This window comes from Desulfobaculum xiamenense (assembly GCF_011927665.1).
GTDB classification, from domain to species: Bacteria; Desulfobacterota; Desulfovibrionia; order Desulfovibrionales; family Desulfovibrionaceae; genus Desulfobaculum; species Desulfobaculum xiamenense.
Genome location: NZ_JAATJA010000002.1, coordinates 612659 through 630469, shown reverse-complemented (window position 1 = coordinate 630469; position 17811 = coordinate 612659). Strand labels below are relative to the sequence as shown.

The 17811-nt window shown below is 62.9% G+C and carries 14 protein-coding genes; 6 read left to right on the top strand and 8 right to left on the bottom strand.

The features are described 5' to 3' along the window. Positions 1-4: 4 nt before the first annotated feature. Together GGQ74_RS10675 and GGQ74_RS10670 are read left to right on the top strand one after the other, a co-directional pair. Entirely contained in the window at positions 5-1009 is a 1005-nt protein-coding gene (locus tag GGQ74_RS10675) for a radical SAM protein (protein WP_209280154.1), read from the top strand. Positions 1010-1035: 26 nt separating this feature from the next. Then, on the top strand, positions 1036-2118 hold the full coding sequence (locus GGQ74_RS10670; protein ID WP_167941536.1) for a hypothetical protein: 1083 nt from the start codon (positions 1036-1038) through the stop codon (positions 2116-2118). 560 nt (positions 2119-2678) lie between these two features. Here the strand turns inward: GGQ74_RS10670 and GGQ74_RS10665 are convergent. Next, positions 2679-3632 carry a hypothetical protein gene (locus GGQ74_RS10665; RefSeq protein WP_167941535.1) on the bottom strand — a complete coding sequence of 318 codons (954 nt, stop codon included), beginning with the start codon at positions 3630-3632 and terminating at the stop codon, positions 2679-2681. A gap of 200 nt (positions 3633-3832) precedes the next feature. Then, the gene (locus tag GGQ74_RS10660) at positions 3833-4555 is read right to left on the bottom strand and encodes a LexA family transcriptional regulator (protein WP_167941534.1); all 723 of its coding nucleotides are present in this window, start codon (positions 4553-4555) and stop codon (positions 3833-3835) included. 77 nt (positions 4556-4632) lie between these two features. Between GGQ74_RS10660 and GGQ74_RS10655 the strand changes: the two genes are divergently transcribed. Continuing rightward, a complete protein-coding gene (locus tag GGQ74_RS10655) occupies positions 4633-4932 on the top strand; it encodes a helix-turn-helix domain-containing protein (protein WP_167941533.1) in 300 nt (99 codons plus the stop codon). Between the two features lie 521 nt (positions 4933-5453). Here GGQ74_RS10655 and GGQ74_RS10650 read toward each other — a convergent pair. After that, positions 5454-7424, bottom strand: a complete 1971-nt coding sequence (locus GGQ74_RS10650; protein WP_167941532.1) for a methyl-accepting chemotaxis protein — start codon at positions 7422-7424, stop codon at positions 5454-5456. A gap of 463 nt (positions 7425-7887) precedes the next feature. On the opposite strand from GGQ74_RS10650, the gene GGQ74_RS10645 reads away from it, so the two are divergent. Beyond that, complete coding sequence (locus GGQ74_RS10645) at positions 7888-9447, top strand: flagellar hook protein FlgE (RefSeq protein ID WP_167941531.1); 1560 nt, start codon at positions 7888-7890, stop codon at positions 9445-9447. 114 nt (positions 9448-9561) lie between these two features. On the opposite strand, the gene GGQ74_RS10640 is transcribed toward GGQ74_RS10645, so the two are convergent. Continuing rightward, positions 9562-10623 carry a phosphotransacetylase family protein gene (locus GGQ74_RS10640; RefSeq protein ID WP_167941530.1) on the bottom strand — a complete coding sequence of 354 codons (1062 nt, stop codon included), beginning with the start codon at positions 10621-10623 and terminating at the stop codon, positions 9562-9564. 81 nt (positions 10624-10704) lie between these two features. Next, complete coding sequence (locus GGQ74_RS10635) at positions 10705-12816, bottom strand: acetate--CoA ligase family protein (protein ID WP_209280153.1); 2112 nt, start codon at positions 12814-12816, stop codon at positions 10705-10707. Between the two features lie 24 nt (positions 12817-12840). Between GGQ74_RS10635 and rnc the strand changes: the two genes are divergently transcribed. Next, positions 12841-13533, top strand: a complete 693-nt coding sequence (rnc, locus tag GGQ74_RS10630) for a ribonuclease III (protein ID WP_167941529.1) — start codon at positions 12841-12843, stop codon at positions 13531-13533. 106 nt (positions 13534-13639) lie between these two features. Here rnc and GGQ74_RS10625 read toward each other — a convergent pair whose 3' ends face one another. Further along, positions 13640-14554, bottom strand: coding sequence for a flagellin N-terminal helical domain-containing protein (locus GGQ74_RS10625; RefSeq protein ID WP_167941528.1), 915 nt, complete (start codon positions 14552-14554; stop codon positions 13640-13642). A gap of 342 nt (positions 14555-14896) precedes the next feature. Between GGQ74_RS10625 and GGQ74_RS10620 the strand changes: the two genes are divergently transcribed. Continuing rightward, positions 14897-15268, top strand: coding sequence for a flagellar protein FlaG (locus tag GGQ74_RS10620; RefSeq protein WP_167941527.1), 372 nt, complete (start codon positions 14897-14899; stop codon positions 15266-15268). A 164-nt stretch (positions 15269-15432) separates the two neighbouring features. On the opposite strand, the gene GGQ74_RS10615 is transcribed toward GGQ74_RS10620, so the two are convergent. Together GGQ74_RS10615 and GGQ74_RS10610 are read right to left on the bottom strand one after the other, a co-directional pair. Further along, complete coding sequence (locus GGQ74_RS10615) at positions 15433-17061, bottom strand: flagellar hook protein FlgE (protein ID WP_167941526.1); 1629 nt, start codon at positions 17059-17061, stop codon at positions 15433-15435. A 12-nt stretch (positions 17062-17073) separates the two neighbouring features. Then, positions 17074-17799: a flagellar hook assembly protein FlgD gene (locus tag GGQ74_RS10610; protein ID WP_167941525.1), complete on the bottom strand. Its 726-nt coding sequence runs from the start codon at positions 17797-17799 to the stop codon at positions 17074-17076. Between the last annotated feature and the right edge of the window lie 12 nt (positions 17800-17811).

Genomic DNA, 17811 nt, shown 5'->3' with positions numbered 1-17811 from the left:
ATCAATGACCATCGACATCCACGACATTCTGAAGCAGTCCCGGGACGCGGTCCCCTTCTCCCGCCAGCAGATCATCGACATGCTCGCCCTGTCGCCTAGCTCGCCCGAGGCGTACCTCATCATGGCCGAGGCGGCGCGCATCTCGCGCGAGCTGACCGGCGACCGCGCCGAAATCCACGCACAGTTCGCCCTGAACCTCGCCCCCTGCCCCAAAAACTGCGCCTACTGCTCGTTTGCGGCCATGAACAAGGTCTTCCCCAAGCCCATGAAGCTCACTGTCGAGCAGGCCGTGGAGCACGCCACGTTGCTTGAGGAACAGGGAGCCAACGCCGTCTACATGATGGTCACGGCCAACTATTCCTTCGACGAATTCTGCGAGGTCACCACCGAAGTCCGCCGCCACCTGCGCCCGGAGACCGTCCTCATCGGCAACCTCGGCGACCAGACATCCGACACGGCCCCCCGCCTGCGCGACGCCGGGCTCGACGGCGTCTACCACGCCCTGCGCCTACGCGAAGGCATCGACACCGGCATCGACCCCGAGCTGCGCAAGCAGAGCATCCGCGCCTTTCAGGACGCCGGACTGGTGGTCGGCACCTGCGTCGAACCCGTCGGCCCCGAGCACACCAACGACGAACTCGCGGACATGATCCTCTTCACCGCGTCCATCAATCCGGCCTTCAGCGGCGCGGCGCGGCGCATCACCATTCCCGGAACGGCCATCGCCAAGCGTGGCATGATCAGCGAACTGCGCATGGCGCACATCGTGGCGGTCGCCCGTCTGGCCATGCCGCGTTCCGTCATCGGCAACTGCACCCATGAGCCTTACTCTCTCGGCGCTGCCGCCGGAGCCAACCTCTTCTGGGCGGAACTGGGCGCAAACCCCCGCGACATCCGCGAAAACACCGAGGAAGGCAGAGGCTTCACCGTCGCCAAGTGCCACGACCTGTTCCGCGACGCGGACTGTGGCGTGCTCGACGGCCCCTCGGCCTTCTTCCGCAACAACTGAGCACCGAACAATCAAGGACGGCCTACATGACACTCACCCGCAGAAACTCTCTCCTCCTCGTCGTGGTCCTCGCCGCTCTCGTGGCCGGTTTCTGGGTATGGAACTCCCTCAAGCCGAAAGCCGTTGAGGCCCCCGCCCCCGTGGTCGAAGCCCCGGCGACGGACTACGTCTCCGAGCTTCCCGCACCCGTTTCCGATGACCAGAACGCGACGGCAGAGCAGAGCGCGCCCCCTGCGGAAGAGGTCAATGCCTCGCAGGTTCGCGGCGTGGCCGCACCGGAGCATCCGCAGGACGACGCCGTGGTCACGCCCGACTTCGTGCGTGACATCGCGCGCCTGTGCGCCACGAACTACCATCCCGCGCACACCCGCAACAACGATTCCGCCATCGGCATGACCACGCTCACCTTCAAGAAGCTCAACATGCACTACGGCGTGAACCTCACTGGCCTACACACCGGCACCCGCGACGTCCTCGAAGGCCGCACCGCCGTCCTCAATCACCTCATGTCGCCCATCGCCCTGCGGCTGGTCTACGGCCTCTATGCCGACGCCTTCGTGCAGGCGCTCGGCGAAGAGGCGCTGGCCCAGACCCGCGAATACCGCCTCGACGACGGCGGATATGCGTTCCGCAGCCTCACCGAGGCCGAGGCCCGCGGCATGCTCACCCTCTACGCCCAGCTCGTGGACGAAATCGGACTCTGCTTCCGCACCTTCGCCCGCCAGCCCAAGCTCGTGGACGCCATGCGCAACTACACTCTCGCCGCGCGCAACGTGAACGCCGCCTACGGCACCTACGCCGACCTCGAAGCCTCCGACGCCGCACAAGCCAAGCTCGACGCCGTGGCGCAGGACATCAAGCAAGCACTCACGGAACGCGACCGCCTGCGCAACACCATCCTCGCCATGGCCATGCCCACCAAATCCCGCAAACTCCTCACCGGCGGCGACGTCATGGATATCGCCACATGGATATCCCGCCGACTCGCCACCAACCCCGATAACATCAACGGTATCGGTGCACTCGCCTCACTCAGTGAGGAACTCTCCACGTCCCTGCGCTCCGCCACCCCCACCCCGCAGGCCGACACGGCACAGGCCCAGCCCTGACCTCGGCCCACGACACAAACGCACAACGGCCCGCCTCCGCAAGGAGGTGGGCCGTTTTCGTTGCCGCGCCCCGCGCAGCGGCTAGCGCACCGCCGCTGTGGCGAGCCGTATCGTTCATTGCCACATGCAAGACGAAGGCTCCGCCGGCCAAGGGGCCGCTGGCCCCCTGGACCCCCGACATGCGATGGGCCGTCTGCCCTTAGCGGACCGTACGGCTTTGCGCGACGAAGCCCTAGTGAGGATTGTCAAGGAAATCATTTCCTTGACCGGGTCCAGGGCAGAGCCCGGCCGCCGGAGGCCCAGCCCCGCGCAGCGACGGGCGCTGTGGCAGGGCGTATCGTTCGTTGCCACATGCAAGACGGAGGCTCCGCCGGCCAAGGGGCCGCTGGCCCCCTGGACCCTCGACATGCGATGGGCCGTCTGCCCTTGGCGAGCCGTACGGCTTAGCGCGACGAAGCCCTAGTGAGAATTGTCAAGGAAATCATTTCCTTGACCGGGTCCAGGGCAGAGCCCGGCCGCCGGAGGCCCAGCCCCGCGCAGCGGATTTCCCCCTATGGCCACTAGGAAACGGCGTAATAGCCGATGCCGACGAGGATAACGGAAGCGGCGCGCAGGGTCTGGTTGGCGGCGATGAGCTTGAGCGCAATGCTCGGGCGGAACATGCCCGCGTAGTAGGGGAGCTGATGCCTGAAGGCACGCATGGGTGTGGACAAGACGTTGCCGAGGAGCAGGGCAAGGACGATTTCGCGCACGGCGAGGGTACCGCCCTGCAGGAGCGCTCCGGCGGTGGCAAGTCCGGCGGTGAACTCTGCGGCAACGTGGAAGACGACAATGGAGAGGGCCTCGGCCGGGAGCCACGAGATAAAGGTGACGTGGTCGGCGAGGAAGGTCTCGAAGGCGGCGAACGCGCCGTAGCGATTCAAGAAGAATATGGCGACGTAGACTGGCACGGTGATGCGCAGAATGCGGCTGATGCGCTGGCGGAAGCGCTTCCATGTCCGGTCAATGGCCTCGCGCCACGAGGTGGAGGCCTGCTCGTCGAGCCGACACACGACGCACCCCGGCGGAAGCGGGGGCAGGACGAGGCGACCGAGCAGGATGATAAACGAGGTGCGCAGGAAGGCGGCGCAAAGGGTGAGACCGACGTAGATCACCGCCGCCTGCCCAATGAAGGGGACGGTGATGAAGAAAAGGGTCGGCATGTGCAGGAAATAGGTGGGCAGGCTGTTGAACAGGTTGGAAATCATAAGTTCCCTGTCGGACAGCGTGCCCTTCTCGTGGGCCTCGGCAAGCATGGTGTTGGCCGCGATGCCGGAGAAAAAGGCCATGGAGAAGCTGGCCCCGGTGATGTCCTTGAGCCGCGCCACGCGGGTAAGCGGCTCGGCCACGCGTGCCACGGCGCGGGTCCAGTTGAGGGCCTCGATAAGGTTGCCGATAAGCAGGCCGAGGGAGATGAGGAAGACGAGGCGGCACAAAGGCCAGCCAAATCCGTGCCAGAGCGTGTTCAGGTCCATCGTTGCAATCCGTGGGGTGCTGGAATGTCAGGCATTGCGCAATACGCTACACAGACGGCGCACCGCTGCGTGGCGCATTCGTCCCGGCACGGTATCAGGCCACACGAGCACTGACAACAATGGCGCAGAAAAACCCCGTCGGGTTTCCCTGCGCCATCAAAATGCAGACTCGGCACTGGAGCGTGCATCGAAAGGAGAGGCTAGGCCTCCTGCATCATCCACACCATGCGGCCCACGACCTTGCTGCCATACTCCTCGATGGAGAGGCGCTGATCGGCGTGGCTGGGGTTCTCGGCCTTGAGGATGAAGCCGCCCTGCTGGGCGTCGAAGTACACGCGACGGATGACAAGCCCCTCGTAGGGGACGAGCACGCCGTATATCTCGCCGGAGGTAACGCCCTTCTGATCCCTGTCGAGACCGATGAATGCGCCGCGGCGGATGAGCGGCTCCATGCCTGCACCGTCCATCTTCACCACCAGCAGGGCCTCACGGTCGAAGCTGGCAGGAATGATGATCTTGCCGGCGGCAATGGGCTTCCACTGGCCCTTCTCGGTCAGCTCGCCACTCATGCCGTAATAGGTGACCACCTTACCCGACGCGAGGGGATCACCATAGGGCGCGCCTTCCTCGTGCAGGGTTTCGGACAGGGCAGGCTGATCGAAGGGCTGATAGCCTTCCTTCGTCTTTATGAACTTGGGTCCGCGCCCCATGGCCAGCCAATCGGGATTGAGCCCGTACTTGCGGAACAGGGTGAGGAACCAGTCGGCAGGAACGGAATCCCTGCGCTTCGCGTCGGAAATGCTCGACTGCCGGATGCCGAGGACCGTCGCCAGCTCGACCTGCGTACGCGTTGCAGTCGCGTCCTTTATTCGTTCGACAACCGGACCGAATCCTTGCCCGTACTTGGAACCAGTCTTGCTCATTCGCATATCCTTTTCTTTCCCCGGGCAAGTTGACAGCATATGTACATGCCTATATAGTCCACCCACCAGAGAATATTATGGAAAATGAAATCGGTAAAATCCTTGACCAAAATCCAGCCAACCGTCAGGCCGCGCTGCGTGCATGGCTCGCCTATCATGGCGTGCAGATGAAAGACCTCGCACGGATGATAGGGGTTCATCCCTCGATGATGACGCACATCGTCAAGGGCAACAGATCACCGGCCAAACGCATCGAACAGCTCGTCGCTCTGGGCATCCCGCGCCACCTCCTTCCGGAGCCGTCGCGTCCTCCCGGACGCCCCTCTGCAAAAAAGCAGAGCACACCCGTCGCGCCATCCATCCCCTTTCTCGGATGAACCAGCACCTGCCGACAGGGACGGCACAACCAAAGCGCCCGACACGAACGTCGCGGCACATATCCGCGACCTTCCGTTTCGGCACACCCCAGCTGCACGTACAGACTGCTTGATAATCTCTAATAGGACTTCTTGCGGCTGGCAATTATCATAGTATTTTGCTCCAGTTTGTCAATTCGCGCCACGCAAGCGAGAAAACAGACCACAACCATCTGTTTTTCCGCTCCTTTCACCCACGGATAACGTCCGCTGCCCGACATCGGATATATTCAAATCATGATGCGAAGTGTGTCGCTGAGTATGGATTGCCGCGCGGTGTCCATCGCGGCACCGATGAAGGTCTTCGGCGGAACCAATTCCGTAGGCACGCCTGACCGACGGGGAATTCCCACAGCCCTCTGGTTGGGCCATCTCCCCCGCCGAGCGATGTCCATCGACATCTCCTCCCCGTCCGCCGAACGAAAACGGCCCGGAGACGTATCCCCGGGCCGTGACGTTCTTCCCGTCAGCTAAAGCCCTCTTCAGCCCGCTGCGCGAAGCTCCCTGATAAGTCCCTGCAACTGCGAGGCTCGCGAAGCGATGCCGCGAATGGCCAGGGCGGATTCCTCTGTTCCACGGGCGGTCTCGGCCGAAACCTGACTGATCTCCTCGACGGAGCTGTTGATCTGCTCCGACGCGGCGGACTGCTCCTCCGCGGCGGTGGCGATGCTCTGCGCCATCTGGGCGGTCTGCTCCACGCTGCTCACGATGCTTCCAAGCATGTCCCCGGCCTCGCGGGCATGCATGACCGTGGCGGCAAGGGCCTCCTCGGCCACGCGACGCTTGGCGATGGTGCTCTGCACGGACTGCTGCACCCCGGCGATGGCCCGGCCGACCTCTTGCGTAGCGGCCATGGTCTTCTCGGCCAGCTTGCGCACTTCGTCGGCGACGACGGCAAATCCACGTCCGGCGTCGCCAGCGCGGGCGGCCTCGATGGCCGCGTTGAGGGCGAGCAGGTTGGTCTGGTCCGCGATGTCGGCGATGACGGTCATCACCTCGCCGATGGAATCGGCCTTTTCGCTCAGGTCGTTCATGACGGCGGAGAGTTCCTCGGTGCTCGTCTGCACCTGCGCCACATCCTGCACGGTGTCCACGACACGCTTTCTACCTTCCAGCGCGTCATGCTTGCTCTGGTCCGCCGTATGAGCCGCAGAGGACGAGTTGCGTGCCACCTCAAGGATGGTGGACGTCATCTGCTCCATGGCGGTGGCGGTTTCGGTAACGCGACGCTGCTGTATCTCGGCCCCGCGCGAGGTCTGCTCCACCTCGGCGGCGAGCTGCGACGCGGCTGCGGACAGGCCCTCGGAAATTTCGGCGGCCTGCGCGGAGACCTCTTTGATCTTCTCAAGCAGCGAACGCACGTGCCGTTCGTTCTCGCGCGCCTCCTCCATGGCTTCATTGGCCGCGCGAGCCTGCTCGGCGGCCTCGTCGCTCTTGGCATGGGCCTCGTTCATGGCCCTGCGGATTCCGGCGACCATCATCTCGATGTCGTGCCGCAGGCTCTCGAATTCGCCTGAGAAGGCTTCCCTGCCCACGGCCTCGTAATCTCCGCCTGCCACATCACGCGAGCACTGCTGGAGCCTGTCGAGCGGTCTCGAAATGGACCGCGCCACAAGCACCACGCACACCAGAAGCGCAACCGCGATGCCAAGCGTGGCGGGCACCGCTGCGGATATGACGCCCACGAAGACCCGCTTCTGTCGGGCGCTCGCCATGTCGGCCATCTCCAGCACGGCAGGCTCCACCTTGCGCGCCACATCCGTGAACACCTGCTGCTGTGCGGCACTTTCGCCCCGGCCATCCACATAGCGCCCAAAGGCTCGGGCATAGCGATCGAGATAGGCCGCGAAGTCCGCACGGTCCATTTCGGAAACGCTCTCCGCCACGTTGATCTGCGTACGGAACCGCGCCAGTTCCGACTCAAAGGCCGCGACGTACTCCTGCCTGCCTCGGATGATGAAATCCTTCTCGTGACGACGCAGTTGGAGCAATTCCGTCATGAGCGACGCATCACCGAGTCCTTCGATTTCGCTTTCAAGGGAGTGAATAGCCGCGCGAAGTTCGCCACGCATGCCGTCCTTTTCTGTCAGGCCCAGATCGCGCTGCACCCCAGCCATGGAACGAAACGCCTTCTCGTAGTCGCCGATGAGCGCCACGATGCCCCCGACCTTCTCGGCAGAATCGGGATGAACCTCGGCAATGCGCTTCAGCTTGACGCGCACGTCATCCAGCGCTGCGATGGTCTTTTCCTCATAGACCGCTTCATTGCGCGCCAGGAAATTCTTTTCGTGCCTGCGCGCCTGAAGCATTGCGCTTTCGCCCTCGCGCGCGAGGGATTCCAGCTGCATGGCCGCGCGAATCTGGCTGCATCCGAATGCACCGATCGCGAACATAACGGCAAGGCCACCAACGGCAATTCCAGCTATGAGAAGCAACTTTGTCTTGACGGTCATTCCCTCTCTCCTGCGTTGTCACCAACGGCGTCAGAATGTTGCGCAACCAGTCATGCATACGTGGCGGCGCACGCATGCTGGATACGTTCCCGATATCCCCCTCCAGAGAATCGGGTATATCGAACAATATGCATAAAGCTGTTATTGTGGATACAACCGAATCATCGAGAAAGGCAAGTTTTTTCACAATATTACAATATCGGGAACACAATGTGACGAATTGCATACTCCATGCCTGCTCATATGCATCATCTGATGCTCAACACGGTACACCATCTGTCGGCATGCATGGTCGCGTGCGTAATGGGAGGAGCACATTCCTTCCTGCGTGGGCGCTTGCAGACGAGGGATCCACTTCGATACCGCCCGCGCGCGGCACGCGTGGCACGGTGTTTGCGATATGTCGAAGCGAAGGCAATTTTTTCCTTCCGGGCATAATCGGTTGCGTGCAAGGAGTACGGTCATGAGTTTTTCATCCCTTTACGTCGGGACGACGGGCATGAAGTCCCACGGCGAGCGGATGGGTGTCATCGGCAACAACCTCGCCAACGTGAGCACCCTCGGCTTCAGGGGATCGGAGGTCCACTTCGAAACCCTCATGAGCCAGTTCACGACGACGGGGGCCTCGCCTGATGTCGCCGTATCCCAACGGGGCCTCGGTGTCGGCCTCGGTGCCATCCTCACGGACTTCAACGAAGGCGGCTTCGAACCAGGAACCGCATCCACGGACCTCGCCATCGCTGGCGAAGGGTTCTTCCGCGTGGTCAACGGCGACAAGATCCGCTACACCCGCGCAGGAAACTTCCGCTTCGACGAAGACGGCTTCCTCGTCGATCCCAACGGCTTCCGCGTGCAGGGACGTACCGTGTCCGACGACGGCGTCGTGTCCGGCGCATCGTCGGACATCTCGCTCAACATCGGCGACGACGGACAGATCACCGTACCGCCCTTCGCCACGCGCGAAGTGAGCCTGAGCCTAAACCTCGGCACCAACACACAGGACGAAGCCGTCACCGACGCCACGGACCCCTTCTTCGCGATGCTCAAGAGCTGGAACGCCAACGCCACGGACGGACCACTGTCCGAAGGCTCATCGTCCTACTCGACATCCATCAAGGTTTATGACGACGCAGGCGAAGCCCACACGCTGACCGTACACTTCGACCCCGTCTCGGCCAGCAACGCCAGCGGTCGCCGCACCTTCGAATTCGTGGCGGGCTTCGACCCGGCCGAGGACGGCCGCACGGGCATGTCCTCGGCGGCTGGGGCGGGGCTTGCCATGTCCGGCACGCTCACCTTCGACACCAGCGGCCAGCTCGTCGACATGTCCGCCTTCAGCTATTCCGGCGAAGGCGACGCCACGGACCCGGCCAACTGGAATCTCGCCGAACTGTCCGCCGACGGGCTTCCCGTCTTCTCCATGACCTTCCGCAACACGGACCTCACCACCGGCGAAGTCACGACCTCCGGCGAAAGCACCATCGCGCTGGACCTCGGCCTGTCGGCTACGGCATGGGATTCCGGCGCTCCGGCCACCGCCGCAGAGGTCGGCAGCAACGCGGGCAGCCTGCCCTCCATGTCCACGCCCACGGTCCGCAACCTCGCTTCCACGGCCTACGAGGGCACCAGTTCGACCATCGTCCAGAGTCAGGACGGTAGCCCCGAAGGCTACCTGATGAGCATCAACATCGACCGCACGGGCATGATGGTCGGCAACTTCTCCAACGGCGTGCACAAGGATCTCAGCCAGCTCACCCTGTACACCTTCCAGAGCAACTGGGGGCTTCGGCGCGAGGGGTCGAACCACTTCTCGGAGACGGCCCAGTCCGGTGCCGCCGTGGAAGGCACGCCCGACACGGACAATCTGGGTGCCATCACCTCGCAGACGCTGGAGACCTCCAACGTGGACATGGCCGAACAGTTCGTGAAGATGATATCCACAGAGCGCGGCTTCCAGGCCAACTCCAAGGTCATCACCACGGCGGACATGCTGCTTCAGACGCTGGTCAACATGAAGCGCTAGGCAAACCTTTCCGCCCACGCGATATTCGAGGCAGGCCCGTGCTCTGCCGCCACCACGCACGAAAAAGGGCGCTCCCCATGGGGAGCGCCCTTCATTTTACGATTGCGGCAGTTCCTACAGACCGAGATTGGACTTGAGGTAGTCGTAGTCGATGCTGGAACTGACCAACTGCGCGCCCTGACGTATCTTGATCACATCGCGCAGCTTGTGGCGGGAGAGGATGGTCTCCATCTTCTTGGCCACGGAGTAGGTGTCGTCGCGGACGATGACGATGGGCACCTCCAGCACCTCGGAGCGGGTGAGGATGATGTCGTTGGGATAGAGGTTGCCGGTCAGCACGAGGCAGGGGCAATTGCCCTCCAGCGCCACAAGCTGCACGTCCGAGCGGTCGCCGCCGACGATGATCGCGGAATTCTTGTTCTTGCGGAAGTGGGTCATGAAGTTCTCCACCTGCATGGTGCCGATGAGGAAGTTCTCGACCACCTTGTCCGCCTTATTGTGCGCGGAGATGACCTTGCCGCCCAGCCGTTCGGCGAGGTCGGACACCTTGATGGCACCCATGAGCGGATCCTTGGGGATAACGCCCAGCACCTTCACGCCCGCGCGCTCCAGACAGGGGCGCAGCATGCCTTCCACCTCGTCCATAAAGGACGGCGGAATATCGTTGAGGATGACACCTGCCAGCGCATCGCCGAGGGTCTCCTTCATGACCATGAGGTAGTCGTACTTCAGCTCCTCCTGGTAGCGGTCAATGACCACCGCCTTAAGGCCGAGCTCGCGGACCACGGTGATGCCGTCCACGTTGCAGTACTTGCCGGAGTACATGCTGCCGGAGCCGCCGACCACGGTAATGTCGTTGCCCGCGCTGATCTTGGCGTAGGCGTCGCGGATGCCGGACATGAGGTCGCCGCACTGGCCGGAAAACGCGCGGACCTTGAAGTCCTGCGTAACCAGCACCGGAGTGACGTCCTCGGGTTCGTTCTTCAGCCCCAGAATGTTCTGGACGAAGTAGGCGTCCTCGTCCCAGGGGCGGCCGCCCATCTCGGTCGGCATGGCGCCCACGGGCTTCATGTAGCCGACGTTGTAGCCGTCCTTCTGGAGCTTGAGGCCCAACCCCATGACCACCATGTTCTTACCGGAAAACCCGGAGGTCGAGCCTATGTAGATGCCTGGCATTGTGTCCTCCTCATCTATGCTATGGCCTCTGTTTACACCTTTTTTTCTGCAAAGCAAACGAGTTGCGTACCGCCTGCCGCCCTACTCCGCGTGCGTGCACAGGGTCACCCGCACGTCGGCCACGGTGGCCCCATCATGACTGACGAGAATGGGATTGAACTCCGCCTCGTAGATGTCCGGGAAATCGAGGGCGAGCTGCGACATGGTCAGCAAAATGTCCTCAATGGCCTTGAAGTCCACTGGCGGTTCGCCGCGCACCCCGCGCAGGAGCGGGTAGGAGCGTATCTCGCGAATCATGACGTGGGCGTCGTTCAACGTGAGCGGAGCGAGGCGGAAGGCGATGTCCTTGAGCACTTCCACGTAGATGCCGCCAAGGCCGAACATGATGAGCGGCCCGAACTGCGGGTCACGCTTGAAGCCCACGATGACTTCCTTGGCACCCTTAGGGGCCATGGCCTGCACAAGGCAGCCGGAGATGAAGGCATCCTTGCGCAGGCGCTGAGCGCGCGAGGTGACATCCATGAACGCAGCACGCACGGCCTGCGCGTCGGCCAGCCCCACGCGCACACCGCCCACGTCGCTCTTGTGCGAGATCTGGGGCGATGCGATCTTGACCACCACGGGATAGCCGATCTGTTCCGCTGCGGCCACGGCCTCGTCGGACGTGCGAGCCAGCGTGGTGGGCGGCACGGGCAGTTCGTATGCGCGCAGCAGTTCCTGCGCCTGAAATTCCACGATCTCGACGCATCCGGAGCGTCTGGCCGAGGCGATGAGCCGCTCCGCGCGCCCCCGATCGCTGCGGTAGCACACCTCCACCGGGGCCGGGCTGTTCTTCCACACGTAGTGGCGATACATGGCCTCCACGCTGGCGATGGCCGGCTCGGGGAAGCCGTAGCACGGCACGCCAGCCTCCAGCAGCAACTCCCGCCCAGGTGCCACGCGCTTCTGCCCCATGAAGCAGGCAAAGATGGGTTTGTCGCAGGTGGCGGCCACGTCGGCCACGGCCTGCGCCGTCTCCACGATCTGCGCCGATGCCGTGGGGGTGAGCAGCACGAGGATGGCGTTGACCAGCTCGTCGGCGGCCACGGCCTCAAGGGTCTGGCGATAGCGCACGGCGTCGGCGTCGCCGATGATGTCAATGGGGTTGTAGAGCGAGGCGAAGGGCGGCAGGAAGGTCTTCATGCGCTCCACCGTGCTCGCGGTCAACGGACTCATGAGCAGCGCGCTCTTTTCGCACACGTCGGCGGCCATGATGCCGGGCCCGCCGGAATTGGTTATGATGGCGAGGTTGGGACCGGCGGGTAGCGGCTGGCGCGAGAAGGCCTGCGCAAGGTTGAACAGCGTGGCCACGTCGGCCGCGCGCATGACGCCCGCCTGCGAGAATGCGGCGGCATAGGCCTGCTCGGACCCGGCCATGGCACCCGTGTGGCTGGAGGCGGCCTTGGCACCCGCAGCCGTGGTGCCGGACTTGATGACGATGACCGGCTTGCGGGCGGTGACCTCCCGGGCCACGCGGATGAAGCGCGCGCCATCGTCGAGGCTCTCCATGTAGCCGATGATGACGTCGGTGTCCGGATCGTCTCGCAGGTATTCGAGCATGTCGGATTCGTCGAGCACTGCCTTGTTGCCGAGGCTTATGAACTTGGAGAAGCCGATGTTCTCGCCGAGTGCCCAGTCGAGGATGGCGGTGCACAGCGCGCCGGACTGCGAGAAAAAGGCGATGTTGCCGCGCGGAGGCTGCCCGGCGGCGAAGGAAGCGTTGAGGCCGCAGGCGGTGTTGTTCAGGCCGAGGCAGTTGGGACCGAGTAGCGCGATATTGTTCTCGCGGGCGATGGACGTGAGTTCCTGTTCAAGGTAGTACCCTTCGCGTCCGGTCTCCTTGAACCCGGCGGTGATGACGATGACCGCGCGGACCTTGCGCTCGGCGAGTTGACGCACGGCGTCCACGACGTGCCGGGGCGGGATGCTCACCACTGCGAGGTCGAGCGGCGACGGTAGTTCCGCGATGCTCGGCACCACCGGCAGGCCAAGCATTTCGCCGCCCTTGGGGTTGACCGGGAAGATTTTCCCCTGAAATCCGGCCTCGACGAGGTTGGACAGAATACTGTGACCGACCTTGCCCGGAGTGGCCGATGCGCCTATGACTGCAACGGTTCCGGGATTGAAGAGCGCTTCAAGATTGCGTTCGGGCATGATGACCTACGTGCGGAGTACAAGATGAATCAGGACCTCGAAACACTGCAGGAAACTATTTCCCATCGGTTTATGCAAGTCAAGCTCCTGCAAACGGCGTTGACTCACAGTTCCTATGCCAACGAACACGGCGAGGATGCGGGCGACAACGAACGTCTCGAATTCCTCGGGGACGCCGTTCTGGAGTTGTGCACTTCCGAGATGCTGTTCGCGCGCTTTCCGGATGCGCCGGAAGGCCAGCTGACGCGTCTGAGGGCGCGGCTCGTGAGTGAGCCTGCGCTGGCCGACGTGGCTCGCGAGCTTCATCTGGACCAGCTCATCCAGTTGGGAAAGGGCGAAGAGCAGCAGGGCGGACGCGAGCGCGACTCGCTGTTGTCCGACGCGCTGGAGGCCGTATTCGGCGCGGTCTTCCTCGACGGAGGCTACGCGGCGGCAAAGGCCGTGATCGCGTGCGTGTTCGAAGAGCGCTGGCCCACCAGTTGCGACGTGAAGCGCGTCAAGGACGCCAAGAGCAGATTGCAGGAACTGACGCAGAAGCTCTTCAAGGAGCGCCCGGTGTACGTGCTGACGGACAGCACGGGTCCGGAGCACGCCAAGACCTTCGTCGTGGAGGTCACGCTGCCGAACGGCACCGTGCTTCGCGCCGAAGGGGCGAGCATGAAGAAGGCCGAGCAGAACGCAGCGGCCAGCGCCATCGATTTTCTGGAGAAACGCTAGAGGCGGGAATGGCATATTCCGGGGAGACCACCATTGGCCTCCCCGGCATATGTCTTTGGTCGGGCAGAAGACGCAGCAGGATGCCGATCAGACGCCCGAGGCCGGATCAACCGCCGCCGCCGATGAGCTGCATGGCCATGCGCGGCAGGCTGTTGGCCTGGGCAAGCATTGCCACGGCGGACTGGGTGAGAATCTGGTTGCGCACGAATTCGGTCATCTCGGTGGCAACGTCCACGTCCGAGATACGCGATTCGGCGGACTGAAGGTTTTCAGCCTGAATCTGAAGGTTGGAGATGGTGTTCTCCAACCGGTTCTGCAACGCACCGAGGTTGGCGCGGATCTTGTCCTTCGAGATGATGGCCGCGTCGAGCGCCGCCAGAGCGGCCTGCGCCAGCGACTGGGTGGAAATGCTCATGCCACCCTGGCTGGTTGCCGAATCCGCAGCGAGGCCGATGCCGAAGTGGCTGGCCGTGGCACCACCGATGGAGATGAAATAGTAGTCTTCCGACGAATCGTTGCCGGTGCCGAAGTGAATCTTCATCGGACCGGAGGGCTGGAGCCCGGAACCGTCATGATCCGTGGGGATCGCGCCGGTGAGGGTGCCGTCCAGCAGGTGGACCTGGTTGAAGTCCGTGGCGGTGGCGATTCGCGTGATTTCCGACGCCATGGCCTGATACTCGGAGTCGATGATCAGACGCTGGTCGGAGTTGTAGGTACCGGTGGCTGCCTGTTCCGCAAGTTCCTTCATGCGGATGAGCTTCTCGTCGATGACCTGAAGCGCGCCGTCGGCGGTCTGCACCATGGAGATGGCGTCGTTGGCGTTACGGATGCCCTGGTTCAGGGTCGACACGTCCGAGCGCATGAGCTCTCGGATTGCCAGTCCCGCAGCGTCGTCGGCGGCCGTTCCCACGCGCAGGCCCGAAGACAGGCGGCGGGTGGACGTAGCCAGCTGACCATAACTCATGTTCAGATTTCTGGCCGCGTTCATAGCCATCAGGTTGTGATTAATGACCAAAGACATTTCAAAACCTCCTTGTTTTGACTTGTCTTTCTAGAAGCAGACCGCGTGCCAAAAGCAACTTATCGTTACATTCTACATAGTTATAAAACGCACCTTCTCAAATTCGCCCACCACACTGCCGTTTTCGGCCTTTTTTTCCCCCTCCGGGTCGGCAGGATGACGCTTGGCCCGGCAGGCAATGCCACAGCCTTGTTCAACTTTTGACCATCCGCCGAGAAGTCCCCGCCACACACAGGTTTTCGCATCCCTGCCCACCCCTAAACCCGTGGACAAAATTGCCGATGAAGTGAATGAAGCCTCATGTACCCGCCCGTCGGCGGGACGCGGCGAGGGGGTGGAACCATGCAACTCACGGAAATTCTGGCCAAGGCCGCGCAGGCCTACGAGCAGAACCTGCGCATCGAGCGGACGCAGGACCGTCCGCACGGCGACGAGGGCACGACGAAGCAGCTTCCCGAGCACAAGGACGACGCGACGCGACGCATAGCGAAGGTCGATGCGGCGCGCTCGGTCCTCGAACCGGTGGAGCGTTTCGCCATAAGCGTGGGCGTGGACCTCAAGTTCCACGTCAATGCGGATACCGGCGAAATGCAGGCGGAGGTGCGCGACTCCAGCGGGCACAAGGTCATCCGCAAGGTCCCCGCCGACGAGGTGATGCGCCTTGCGGCGTCCATCAAGGAACTCTCGCATAATTTCTTCGACCGCGAGCTGTAGCTCCCCTGCGGCGCAAGACGCCACGCTCCCCGCCAAACGAAACGCAAGACGCCCCCACCAGTTGCTGGCGGGGGCGTTCGCTTTCGGGGTCCGCGCCGGGCCGGGCATGACCCGGGCGCGGATTCGGTTGGAAAGGCATTCGGTATGCGTCAATCGGTCACGGTCTATCTCTTCATCGAAATGACGGTCTGGAGCATGTTGTCGGTGGTGGTGATGACCTTGGAGTTGGCCTGGAATCCGCGCTCCGTGGAGATCATTTTCACGAACTCCTTGGCGAGGTCCACGTTGGACTGCTCAAGGGAGTTGGAGTTGATGCTGCCGTAGCCGTTGGCGTTGGCCGGTCCTGCGGTGGCCTCGCCGGATTCGCGCGTCTCGGAGAAGAGGTTCGATCCGTCGCGCCTAAGGCCCCACTTGTTCACGAAGTCGTAGAGCGTCACCTGATAGAGTTCGAGAACCACACCGTTGGAGTAACGGCCGGTGAGAATTCCGTCGCGATCCACCGAGACGCTTTGCAGGAAGCCGAAGGTGTAGCCGTCCTGCGACTGGAACTGCGTGGAGCTGGACCCGGCGAAGCTGGTGGTGGCCTTGGAGTTCAGCACGGGGTCCGAGAATCCCGGCAGATTGTTGATGTCCGTGCCGACCTGTGAAGCGTTGGAGACCGTGGCTCCGGTGCTCCATCCGCTGTTGGGGTCGCCGTTGGTCAGGCCGAAGTTGACGGCGATGGGCTTGGCGTTGGACGCGCCGACCACGCTGGCGTTGGACTGCAAGGTGAAGTTGGCGACGAACACGGGCTGGCCGTCCGTATTGAAGTCCGCGGCCTTCCAGTTGGACAGTTCCTTGATGTTGGTGCCGGTGGACGTCTCGTCGAGGGTGAAGGCGCTCTGGTTGCGCAGCTGCCCGGCGGAGTCGAAGGTCAGCGAGCCAACCATCATAATGCCCGCGGCGGAGGTTCCATTGACGGCGACACCGCCGATGGTGCGACCGTCCTCGCTGGGCGGAACGGTGACCATGTACTCCCAGTACTGATTGCCGCCGGAGTTGCTCGCCGTGACCTGATCGAAGTACACGGTCAGTTCGTGGGCGGTGCCGCCCTCGTCATAGACCTTGATGGTGCTCTGGTAGCCGAACTGCGTATCGCCAAGGGGCGTCTCCGCCTGTCCGTCCCAGTTGCTGAACATGCTGAAGAAGGGATTGGCGGCCCAGGTGGAGTTGTCCTGCCCGGCAGTGCCGTCGAGGTTGACGACCATGGTCACGTTCTCGGTGGCCTTGGGCTGCGCGGTGAAGCCTTCGACGCGGATGTCCTTGGGCGCGCCGGTGCCCTTGATGCTCGACGTGGAGGAGGATTGTCCGGTGGTCTGCCCCGAGGCGATGGACGAGCCGCTACTGCTGGGAATTTCCCAGCCCTGCAGCACGTAGCCGTGGGGATCGACGAGGTAGCCGTCCTTGTCGAAGCGGAAGTTGCCCGCTCGCGTGTAGTAGTTGGTCTCCTCGTTCTTGACCTTCACCCGGAAGAATCCGCGGCCGCCGATGCCGAGGTCCGTGGCCTCGGTGGTGGTCTCGAACCCGCTCTGGCCGAAGTCAGCATAGATGGCACCGATGCCGACGCCTCGGCCGATCTGTCCGATACCCGCGGCGGTGTTCACGTCCTGGCTGATGAAGTCCTCGAAATACATTCGAGAGCCTTTGAAGCCGACGGTGTTGACGTTGGCAATGTTGTTGCCAATGACACCCATCTGCTCACCGTGGGCTCCGAGTCCGGCCACGCCGGTCCACATGGAAGCTGACAGACCCATTACCGAACCTCCTTATTCCTCAGTGGGAGCGTCCTGCTCCGTTTCGTTCCCGGCCGAGGCCTTCACGACTTCCTTCACGAAGTTGAAGGCGACGACGCGTCCGTCGGACAGACGCAGGTAATTCTGACCATTGGCGTACTGCACGCCCTCCACCAGTCCGGAAACCTCGGTCTGGGTGAGGATGGCCTCACCATCCTTGCCTTCCGCCGCAAGGGCCACATAGTAGAGGCCTTCGGGCAGAGCGTTACCCCTCCAGTCCTTGCCGTCCCACTGGAAGTCGTGCTCCCCGGCGGCCTGCGAACCGAGCTGGATGGTGCGGATGATGTTGCTGTCCTTGTCGAAAATGTTCATGTACACCTTCTGCGCCTCGCTCTTGAGTGCGTAGAAGAGCTGGCTCACCGAACCGTCTTCGCGGATGCTCAGGTTGTCGCCGAGCGCGCGGACTTCCTTGCCGATGAAGTTGGAGGCGTTGACCATTTCCTGATGGATGGTCTGCTGCGACAGCGAGGCCACACCCTTGTTGATGGCCGTCAGCTGCTCCAGATTCGAGAACTCGGCGAGCTGGGAGGTGAATTCCTTGTCGTCCATGGGATTCAGGGGATCCTGATGCTGCAGCTGCGCAACGAGCAGGGTCAGAAAGTCCTCCTTGTCCAGCTCGGACTTTCCGGTGAACTTCCTGGTATCGTAGAGTTCCTTTTCGGCTCTGCCGATGATGTTTCCTGCGTCGTACGTCTGCATGCTGCACCTCGT

Coding starts and splice junctions, on each gene's coding strand:
- GGQ74_RS10675 (WP_209280154.1), top strand. CDS start 5: ATGACCATCGACATCCACGACATTCTGAAGCAGTCCCGGGACGCGGTC.
- GGQ74_RS10670 (WP_167941536.1), top strand. CDS start 1,036: ATGACACTCACCCGCAGAAACTCTCTCCTCCTCGTCGTGGTCCTCGCC.
- GGQ74_RS10665 (WP_167941535.1), bottom strand. CDS start 3,632: ATGGACCTGAACACGCTCTGGCACGGATTTGGCTGGCCTTTGTGCCGC.
- GGQ74_RS10660 (WP_167941534.1), bottom strand. CDS start 4,555: ATGAGCAAGACTGGTTCCAAGTACGGGCAAGGATTCGGTCCGGTTGTC.
- GGQ74_RS10655 (WP_167941533.1), top strand. CDS start 4,633: ATGGAAAATGAAATCGGTAAAATCCTTGACCAAAATCCAGCCAACCGT.
- GGQ74_RS10650 (WP_167941532.1), bottom strand. CDS start 7,424: ATGACCGTCAAGACAAAGTTGCTTCTCATAGCTGGAATTGCCGTTGGT.
- GGQ74_RS10645 (WP_167941531.1), top strand. CDS start 7,888: ATGAGTTTTTCATCCCTTTACGTCGGGACGACGGGCATGAAGTCCCAC.
- GGQ74_RS10640 (WP_167941530.1), bottom strand. CDS start 10,623: ATGCCAGGCATCTACATAGGCTCGACCTCCGGGTTTTCCGGTAAGAAC.
- GGQ74_RS10635 (WP_209280153.1), bottom strand. CDS start 12,816: ATGCCCGAACGCAATCTTGAAGCGCTCTTCAATCCCGGAACCGTTGCA.
- rnc (WP_167941529.1), top strand. CDS start 12,841: ATGAATCAGGACCTCGAAACACTGCAGGAAACTATTTCCCATCGGTTT.
- GGQ74_RS10625 (WP_167941528.1), bottom strand. CDS start 14,554: ATGTCTTTGGTCATTAATCACAACCTGATGGCTATGAACGCGGCCAGA.
- GGQ74_RS10620 (WP_167941527.1), top strand. CDS start 14,897: ATGCAACTCACGGAAATTCTGGCCAAGGCCGCGCAGGCCTACGAGCAG.
- GGQ74_RS10615 (WP_167941526.1), bottom strand. CDS start 17,061: ATGGGTCTGTCAGCTTCCATGTGGACCGGCGTGGCCGGACTCGGAGCC.
- GGQ74_RS10610 (WP_167941525.1), bottom strand. CDS start 17,799: ATGCAGACGTACGACGCAGGAAACATCATCGGCAGAGCCGAAAAGGAA.